This window comes from Streptomyces sp. ATLC9, assembly GCF_057196705.1.
This window is the reverse complement of sequence record NZ_JBXUOY010000236.1, coordinates 1-7,964: the sequence shown is the minus strand read 5'-3', so window position 1 is coordinate 7,964 and position 7,964 is coordinate 1. Positions and strand designations below refer to the sequence as shown.

Annotated in this window: 6 protein-coding genes; 3 read left to right on the top strand and 3 right to left on the bottom strand. The window is 70.9% G+C overall.

Annotated features, from left to right (window positions below; all coding sequences use genetic code 11):
- Window positions 1–612 precede the first annotated feature (612 nt).
- Window positions 613–1,317, top strand: coding sequence for a ribosome hibernation-promoting factor, HPF/YfiA family (gene hpf / locus AC2CJA_RS20925; protein WP_484604217.1), 705 nt, complete (start codon window positions 613–615; stop codon window positions 1,315–1,317).
- Between the two features lie 148 nt (window positions 1,318–1,465).
- Window positions 1,466–2,218 (top strand): response regulator, encoded by a 753-nt coding sequence (locus AC2CJA_RS20920; protein WP_484604216.1) that lies wholly within the window; start codon window positions 1,466–1,468, stop codon window positions 2,216–2,218.
- A gap of 54 nt (window positions 2,219–2,272) precedes the next feature.
- Here AC2CJA_RS20920 and AC2CJA_RS20915 read toward each other — a convergent pair whose 3' ends face one another.
- Both AC2CJA_RS20915 and AC2CJA_RS20910 read right to left on the bottom strand, forming a co-directional pair.
- Window positions 2,273–3,442 carry a winged helix-turn-helix domain-containing protein gene (locus AC2CJA_RS20915; RefSeq protein WP_484604215.1) on the bottom strand — a complete coding sequence of 390 codons (1,170 nt, stop codon included), beginning with the start codon at window positions 3,440–3,442 and terminating at the stop codon, window positions 2,273–2,275.
- Between the two features lie 50 nt (window positions 3,443–3,492).
- Window positions 3,493–4,074 carry a GNAT family N-acetyltransferase gene (locus tag AC2CJA_RS20910; RefSeq protein WP_484604214.1) on the bottom strand — a complete coding sequence of 194 codons (582 nt, stop codon included), beginning with the start codon at window positions 4,072–4,074 and terminating at the stop codon, window positions 3,493–3,495.
- A 190-nt stretch (window positions 4,075–4,264) separates the two neighbouring features.
- Between AC2CJA_RS20910 and secA the strand changes: the two genes are divergently transcribed.
- Window positions 4,265–7,096 (top strand): preprotein translocase subunit SecA, encoded by a 2,832-nt coding sequence (gene secA / locus AC2CJA_RS20905; protein ID WP_484604213.1) that lies wholly within the window; start codon window positions 4,265–4,267, stop codon window positions 7,094–7,096.
- A 184-nt stretch (window positions 7,097–7,280) separates the two neighbouring features.
- Here the strand turns inward: secA and AC2CJA_RS20900 are convergent, their stop codons facing one another.
- Window positions 7,281–7,703 carry an Rv3235 family protein gene (locus tag AC2CJA_RS20900; protein WP_241716016.1) on the bottom strand — a complete coding sequence of 141 codons (423 nt, stop codon included), beginning with the start codon at window positions 7,701–7,703 and terminating at the stop codon, window positions 7,281–7,283.
- Window positions 7,704–7,964: the final 261 nt, after the last annotated feature.

Genomic DNA, 7,964 nt, shown 5'->3' with positions numbered 1-7,964 from the left:
CGGCGCCCACCCGACGCGACAGCCGGGCCGTCGGCCTGCCCAGCCTCAGCCCACGGCACGAAAACGGTCCACCGACTCCGTCGGCGGACCGTCACGAAACTTCGAGGTTAGCGCCGTGCCGTGCCGGTCGGCCCCCGAGGGCCCGTACACCGGTGCTCCCGCCGTTCTCGCACCGGTGTGCGGGCGCTCACCCGGCAGGCGGTTCGCGGGGGCGTACCCCGGCCGTGAGTGGGCAGTGTGGTCCGTACGGGTGGAACCGCCGGCGGAAGCGTCTCGTTTCCGTCCTGAAGGCGACGCCGTCCGAGACCGGAGGTCCGTGCCACCAGGGGGTGCCGAGTTTCCCCCGGCGGAGGTAGGTTCGGTTGTGAGGAATGGCGAGAGTCGTTCTGTACGGCGGGACATGTGCGCTGCATGGCGTTCGCCCGGCTTTGCTGGTCATCCTCCCGGAAACGGGAGGGTGGCGGTCTTCCCGGCTGGGGAGGAGGAGGTGAAAGTCGCAACCCGACGTAGGGCCGGACGGTGACGGGCAGGAGCCCGCATCTTTCGGACTCAGTGCACAAAGGGCGTGCTCCGCCGCTCAGGCCGCGGAGACGCCCGGGAACGGAGTTCTGCGTGGACATCGTCGTCAAGGGCCGTAAGACAGAGGTGCCGGAGCGGTTCCGCAAGCACGTGGTCGACAAGCTCAAGTTGGACAAGATCCAGAAGATCGACGCCAAGGCGATCCGCCTCGACGTCGAGGTGTCCAAGGAGCCCAACCCGCGTCAGGCCGACCGCTCCGACCGGGTTGAGATCACACTGCGCTCCCGCGGTCCGGTGATCCGCGCCGAGGCGGCGGCGGCCGATCCCTACGTGGCGCTGGACCTGGCCACGGAGAAGCTGGAGTCGCGGCTGCGCAGGCAGCACGAGAAGCGGGTCTCCGCGCGGAAGGGGAACGGCCACCACCGGATCCCGGCGCGCGACGTGGCCGTGACCGTGCCGAACGCGGCGGCCATCGGCGAGGACGGCCGGCTCGGACCGCAGCGTACGGTGGTCGAGGAACCGCCCGCCACCACCAGGGTGGGACCGCTGGAGGTCCAGGGGGACGGTCCCCTGGTCGTCCGGGAGAAGACCCACGCGGCGGCCCCGATGTCGCTGGACCAGGCCCTGTACGAGATGGAGCTGGTCGGGCATGACTTCTACCTGTTCGTCGACTCCGAGACCAAGCTGCCGAGCGTCGTCTACCGGCGGCACGGTTACGACTACGGCGTCATCCATCTGGAACCCGATCCGTTCGTGGAGGAGGCACCGCAGGGCGCCGGAGGCGCTCTGGGTGGCTGATAACAGTCGCTGACACCGCGCACCGGGCCCGCCCCCGGCCGAACGAGGAATTCGGCCGGGGGCGGTGGCATGGAATCATGGCCCCGTCCAACCGGCGTCCTGCATCGGTCGGTTGGCGCTGCGTAGCCTGGCTGCAGGGGGAGGAACGATGGCGGACAGCTTCGGGCCCGTGACGCCCGGTGCGCGGGGCGGAGGCCGCGGTACCACCCCCGCGGACGAGGGGGAGGAGAGCTCGCGCGGGGAACCCATCCGGGTCCTGGTCGTCGACGACCACGCCCTCTTCAGGCGCGGGCTGGAGATCGTTCTCGCACAGGAGGAGGACATCGAGGTCGTCGGCGAGGCGGGGGACGGGGCCGAGGCCGTGGACAAGGCCGCGGACCTGCTTCCCGACATCGTGCTGATGGACGTGCGGATGCCCCGGCGCGGCGGCATCGAGGCATGCACCTCGATCAAGGAGGTGGCGCCCAGCGCGAAGATCATCATGCTGACGATCAGCGACGAGGAGGCCGATCTCTACGACGCGATCAAGGCGGGGGCCACCGGCTACCTGCTCAAGGAGATCTCCACCGACGAGGTCTCCACCGCGATCCGCGCGGTCGCCGACGGGCAGTCGCAGATCAGTCCGTCGATGGCGGCCAAGCTGCTCACCGAGTTCAAGTCGATGATCCAGCGCACCGACGAGAAGCGGCTGGTGCCCGCGCCGCGCCTGACCGACCGGGAGCTGGAGGTGCTCAAGCTCGTCGCCACCGGCATGAACAACCGCGACATCGCCAAGGAACTCTTCATCAGCGAGAACACCGTGAAGAACCACGTACGCAACATCCTGGAGAAGCTCCAGCTCCACTCCCGGATGGAGGCCGTGGTCTACGCGATGCGGGAGAAGATCCTCGAGATCAGGTGAGGTGGCCCGGCGCGCCGTGGTCCGGTCCGCGGCGCGCCGGAGGCGGGCGGTACGTCAGCCGAGCGCCGAGACGAGGGCCGCGGCCAGCGCCGGGTCGTCGCAGCGCTCGACGCGCACCGCGTCACAGCCCACCCAGTCCGCCGCCTCCCACAGTGCCCGGGCCATCGGCTCCACCGCCCCGCGCCCCGCCATCGACACCTGCCGCGCCACCAGCGTCCTCCCCTCGCGGGCCGGATCGACCCGGCCCAGCAGCCGCCCGCCCGACAGCAGCGGCATGGCGAAGTAGCCGTGTATCCGCCGGGCCCTGGGCACGTAGGCCTCCAGCCGGTGGGTGAAACCGAAGATCCTCTCGGTGCGCCTGCGGTCCCAGATCAGCGAGTCGAACGGCGACAGCAGCGTGGTGCGGTGCCGACCCCGGCCTCCGGACGACTCGGCCTCCAGCGCCGCCGGGTCCGCCCAGGCGGGCTTTCCCCAGCCCGCCACCTCCACCGGCACCAGGCCCGTCTCGGCGACGACCGCGTCGATCTGCTCGCCCTTCAGCCGGTGGTAGTCGGCCAGGTCCGCGCGGGTGGCCACGCCCATCGCCCTCCCGGCCTGGGCGACCAGCCGGAGCAGGCACTCGTGGTCGGTCGGGTCGTCGTGGAGCAGTTCGCCGGGGACGGCGCGCTCGGCCAGGTCGTACACCCTCTTCCAGCCGCGCCGCTCGGTGCAGACCACCTCGCCGGTGTCCAGCAGCCACTCCACCGCGATCTTCGTCTCGGACCAGTCGTACCACTCGCCGCCGTTCTTCGCGCCTCCCAGCTCGGTGGCCGTCAGCGGGCCGTCGGCCTTCAGCCGGTCCCGTACGGCGGCGCAGGAGCGCCCGGAGTCCTCCATGCGGTGCCAGCGGTGCCCCCTGGCCCGGAACGCCCGGCGCCGGAAGGCGAAGTACGGCCACTCCTCGACCGGCAGGACGCAGGCGGCGTGCGACCAGTACTCGAAGGCGCGGCCCCCCGACCAGTACGCCGCCTCCACCGTGTCGCGGCCGACCGCGCCCAGCCGTGCGTAGGGCACCAGTTCATGGGAGCGGGCCAGCACCGAGATGGTGTCCAGTTGCACGGCGCCCAGACGGCGCAGCATCCCCCGCACCCCGGCCCGGCGGTCCGGGGCCCCCAGCAGCCCCTGTGCGCGCAGCGCGGTCCGGCGGGCCTCGTCGGCGGAGAGTGAGAGTGAGACGGTGGTCATGCGCCGACGATAGAGCCCGCCACCGACAACGGGGTCCCGAAGCGCGGCTCCTACGACGAGGGCAGGTACGCCACGGCCGTCGTCCGTCCCCAGTCCGAGGGCAGCAGCGACGCCACCCACGCGTCCCGCCGGGTCCCGCGGAAGGTGATCCGCGCCCGCAGGGTGCCCTCCATCACGAAGCCCAGCCGCTCCGCCACGGCCCGCGAACCGGTGTTCCCGGCCTCGGCGAACCACTCCAGCCGCTGCACGCCCAGTTCGCGGAAGGCCCAGTCGGTCACCGCCCGTGCCGCCTCCACGGTGTACCCGCGGCCCCGCCGCTCCCTGGCCGTCCAGTAGCCCAGCTCCGCCAGGCGCCCCTCCGGGCAGGGCGGTGTGATGCGCACCAGCCCCATGGAGCCCACCAGCTCCCCGTCACGGGTGAAGACGCCGAAGTTGTACGCGGTGTCCCCGCGCCAGCCGGCCGGGCCGATGTTGAGCACGAACTCCTGCGCGTGCCGCCGCTCGTAGGGCTCGGGGAGGGTGGTCCAGCGCAGGATGTCCGGATCCTGGCAGGCGGCGTGGACGGCGGGAACGTCCTGCGGTTCGAAGGTGCGCAGCAGGAGACGCTCGGTGCCGAGGGTGACGGGTCGCATGGAGATGATTGTGCCGGTCATCCAATCGGGCGGAACCGGCACCTTACGAGTCTCCGGCACGTTGGGGGGTACAGGGGCCGGTGCCCCTCGCATACGATGGCCGGTGCGGCTGGGCCCGGAGCAAGGAAGAGGCCCGCCGTGCCAGAGCACCCAGACCGTGCCCGGCCCGACCGGCAAGGAGCCAGCCTACGTGTCCGTCTTCGGCAAGATCATGCGTGCAGGTGAAGGCAAGATCCTGCGCAAACTGCACCGCATCGCGGACCAGGTGTCGTCGATCGAAGAGGATTTCGTCAACCTCACCGACGCCGAGCTGCGGGCGCTCACGGACGAGTACAGGGAGCGCCTCGCCGACGGAGAGTCCCTGGACGACCTGCTGCCCGAGGCCTTCGCGACGGTCCGCGAGGCGGCCAAGCGCGTACTCGGCCAACGCCACTACGACGTGCAGATCATGGGCGGCGCCGCCCTGCACATGGGTTACGTCGCCGAGATGAAGACCGGTGAGGGCAAGACGCTGGTGGGCACCCTGCCCGCCTACCTCAACGGCCTGTCGGGCAAGGGCGTCCACCTCATCACGGTCAACGACTACCTGGCCCAGCGCGACTCCGAGATGATGGGCCGCGTCCACAAGTTCCTGGGACTGACGATCGGATGCATCGTCGCCAACATGACCCCGGCGCAGCGCCGCGAGCAGTACGCCTGCGACATCACCTACGGCACCAACAACGAGTTCGGCTTCGACTACCTGCGCGACAACATGGCGTGGTCGAAGGACGAGCTGGTGCAGCGCGGCCACAACTTCGCGATCGTCGACGAGGTCGACTCGATCCTCGTCGACGAGGCCCGCACCCCGCTGATCATCTCGGGCCCGGCCGACCAGGCCACCAAGTGGTACGGCGACTTCGCCAAGCTGGTGAGGCGGCTGGAGCGCGGTGAGGCCGCCAACCCGCTCAAGCAGCAGCCGGAGACGGGCGACTACGAGGTCGACGAGAAGAAGCGCACGGTCGCCATCCACGAGTCCGGCGTGGCCAAGGTCGAGGACTGGCTGGGGATCGACAACCTCTACGAGTCGGTCAACACCCCGCTGGTGGGCTACCTCAACAACGCGATCAAGGCCAAGGAGCTCTACAAGAAGGACAAGGACTACGTCGTCCTCGACGGCGAGGTCATGATCGTCGACGAGCACACCGGCCGCATCCTGGCCGGCCGCCGCTACAACGAGGGCATGCACCAGGCGATCGAGGCGAAGGAGGGAGTGGAGATCAAGGACGAGAACCAGACCCTCGCCACGATCACCCTCCAGAACTTCTTCCGCCTCTACGACAAGCTCTCGGGCATGACCGGTACGGCCATGACCGAGGCCGCCGAGTTCCAGCAGATCTACAAGCTCGGCGTGGTGCCGATCCCGACCCACCGGCCGATGATCCGCAAGGACCAGTCGGACCTGATCTACCGAACCGAGGTCGCCAAGTTCGACGCGGTGGTCGACGACATCGTCGAGCGGCACGAGAAGGGCCAGCCGGTCCTGGTGGGCACCACCTCGGTGGAGAAGTCCGAGTACCTGTCGCAGCAGCTGAGGAAGCGCGGCGTGCCGCACGAGGTGCTCAACGCCAAGAACCACGAGCGCGAGGCCGTGATCGTCGCGCAGGCTGGCCGCAAGGGCGCCGTCACGGTCGCCACCAACATGGCCGGCCGCGGTACGGACATCAAGCTCGGAGGCAACCCGGACGACCTCGCCGAGACCGAGCTGCGGGCCAAGGGCCTGGACCCGGTGGAGAACGCCGAGGAGTGGGCGGCGGCCCTGCCCGGGGCCATGGAGCGCGCCGAGCAGGCCGTCGCGGCGGAGCACGAGGAGGTCGTCGACCTCGGCGGTCTGTACGTGCTGGGCACCGAGCGGCACGAGTCGCGCCGTATCGACAACCAGCTGCGCGGTCGCTCCGGCCGTCAGGGCGACCCGGGCGAGTCCCGTTTCTACCTCTCCCTCGGCGACGACCTGATGCGGCTGTTCAAGGCGCAGATGGTCGAGCGCGTGATGTCCATGGCCAACGTGCCCGACGACGTCCCGATCGAGAACAAGATGGTCACCCGGGCCATCGCCTCGGCGCAGTCGCAGGTCGAGCAGCAGAACTTCGAGATCCGCAAGAACGTCCTGAAGTACGACGAGGTCCTCAACCGGCAGCGCGAGGTCATCTACGGCGAGCGCCGCCGCGTCCTGGAGGGCGAGGACCTGCACGAGCAGATCGTCCACTTCATGGACGACACCATCGACGCGTACGTCCAGGCCGAGACGGTCGAGGGCTTCGCCGAGGAGTGGGACCTGGACCGGCTGTGGGGCGCCTTCAAGCAGCTCTACCCGGTGACGGTCACCGTCGAGGACCTGGAGGAGGCCGCCGGGGGCCGCGACGGCATCACGGCGGACTTCATCACCGACGCCATCAAGGACGACATCCACGAGCGGTACGAGGAGCGTGAGAAGCAGCTCGGCTCGGAGATCATGCGCGAGCTGGAGCGCCGCGTGGTCCTCTCCGTCCTCGACCGCAAGTGGCGCGAGCACCTGTACGAGATGGACTACCTCCAGGAGGGCATCGGCCTGCGCGCCATGGCGCAGCGCGACCCGCTGGTGGAGTACCAGCGCGAGGGCTACGACATGTTCATCGCGATGATGGACGGCATCAAGGAGGAGTCCGTCGGCTACCTGTTCAACCTGGAGGTCCAGGTGGAGCAGCAGGTCGAGGAGGTGCCGGTCGAGGAGGCCGGGCCCGCGCCCTCCCTGGAGAAGGCCCCTCAGGAGGAGGCCGTCGCGGCGGGCGGGCGTCCGGCGATCCGGGCCAAGGGCCTGGACGCCCCGCAGCGCCCGGACCGGCTGCACTTCTCCGCGCCGACCGTGGACGGCGAGGGCGGTGTCGTCGAGGGTGACTTCGCCAGTGGCGAGGAGGGCGGTCCGGTCCGCTCGCCCGCGGACGGCATGACCCGCGCCGAGCGCCGCAGGGCCCAGCGGGAGAAGGGCCGCCGCCGCAAGAAGTGAGCTGGTGACCGCCGCCGAGTGGCGGTCGGCGGTCCGCTTCGATGCCGTTCCGGGGCCGGGCGTCCGAGAAGGACGCCCGGCCCCGCGGCGTTTTCCGTGCCGCAGGGGCCCGCGCCCCTCATGGCGCCGCCGCGCCGGCCGGAGCGGCGGAGGCGGTCGGGACGGCGGGCAGGTCAGGACACGTTCAGGACACGGTGTCGAGCTCGACGGCCGAGCACAGCCAGCGCTGATCGCGGGAGCGCTCCAGACGGAAGGCCAGAGCGCGCAGCCGGTCGCCGGCGGCGATCCGGGCGAACGCCTCGACCGCGCCGGGGCAGGGCTGAGACCAGCCGACCTCCCGGACCACCGGAGCCGGCCCGCCCGCCACCGCCGATCGCAGCGGTGTCAGCGGGGCGAGCCGGACCAGCTGCTCGTACGCCTCGTCACGGGTGTGGCCGAGCAGCAGGTGGACCGGCCGCAGACCGCTGAGGACGAGCACCAGCCGGTGCGCGAACCAGTAGGGCGGCAGCCTGTCGCGTTCCCGCTGCCGGGCGGCGAGCAGGGCCGAGCGGGCCGGCCGCCGGGAGTCCCGGCGGCCGGGAGGGGCGGTACGGCTGGTGGGCGGCATGGTTTCCTCTCCCCGTGGTCTTGTGCGGTCTCCCGCACGCCAATTTGCTACTGGGCGGTAACTTCCACTCCGGTTTCTACTGGGCGCTCGGCGCGGCGGCAACGACCGATGAACGGTGGCGGCGGAATCGGCGTATTTCACCTGTCCGATGGACGAGCCACCGAGATCTTGACGGCCGGGCCGCTGACCTGCCCCCGGCGCCCGGCCCCGGGGGGCGGGGCCGGGGGGGGGGGGGGGCGTGCGGGGGGGCGGGGGGCGGCG

Excerpts from the sequence above, each read along its gene's own strand:
- AC2CJA_RS20920 (WP_484604216.1), top strand. The coding sequence starts at position 1,466 with ATGGCGGACAGCTTCGGGCCCGTGACGCCCGGTGCGCGGGGCGGAGGC.
- AC2CJA_RS20915 (WP_484604215.1), bottom strand. The coding sequence starts at position 3,442 with ATGACCACCGTCTCACTCTCACTCTCCGCCGACGAGGCCCGCCGGACC.
- AC2CJA_RS20910 (WP_484604214.1), bottom strand. The coding sequence starts at position 4,074 with ATGCGACCCGTCACCCTCGGCACCGAGCGTCTCCTGCTGCGCACCTTC.
- AC2CJA_RS20900 (WP_241716016.1), bottom strand. The coding sequence starts at position 7,703 with ATGCCGCCCACCAGCCGTACCGCCCCTCCCGGCCGCCGGGACTCCCGG.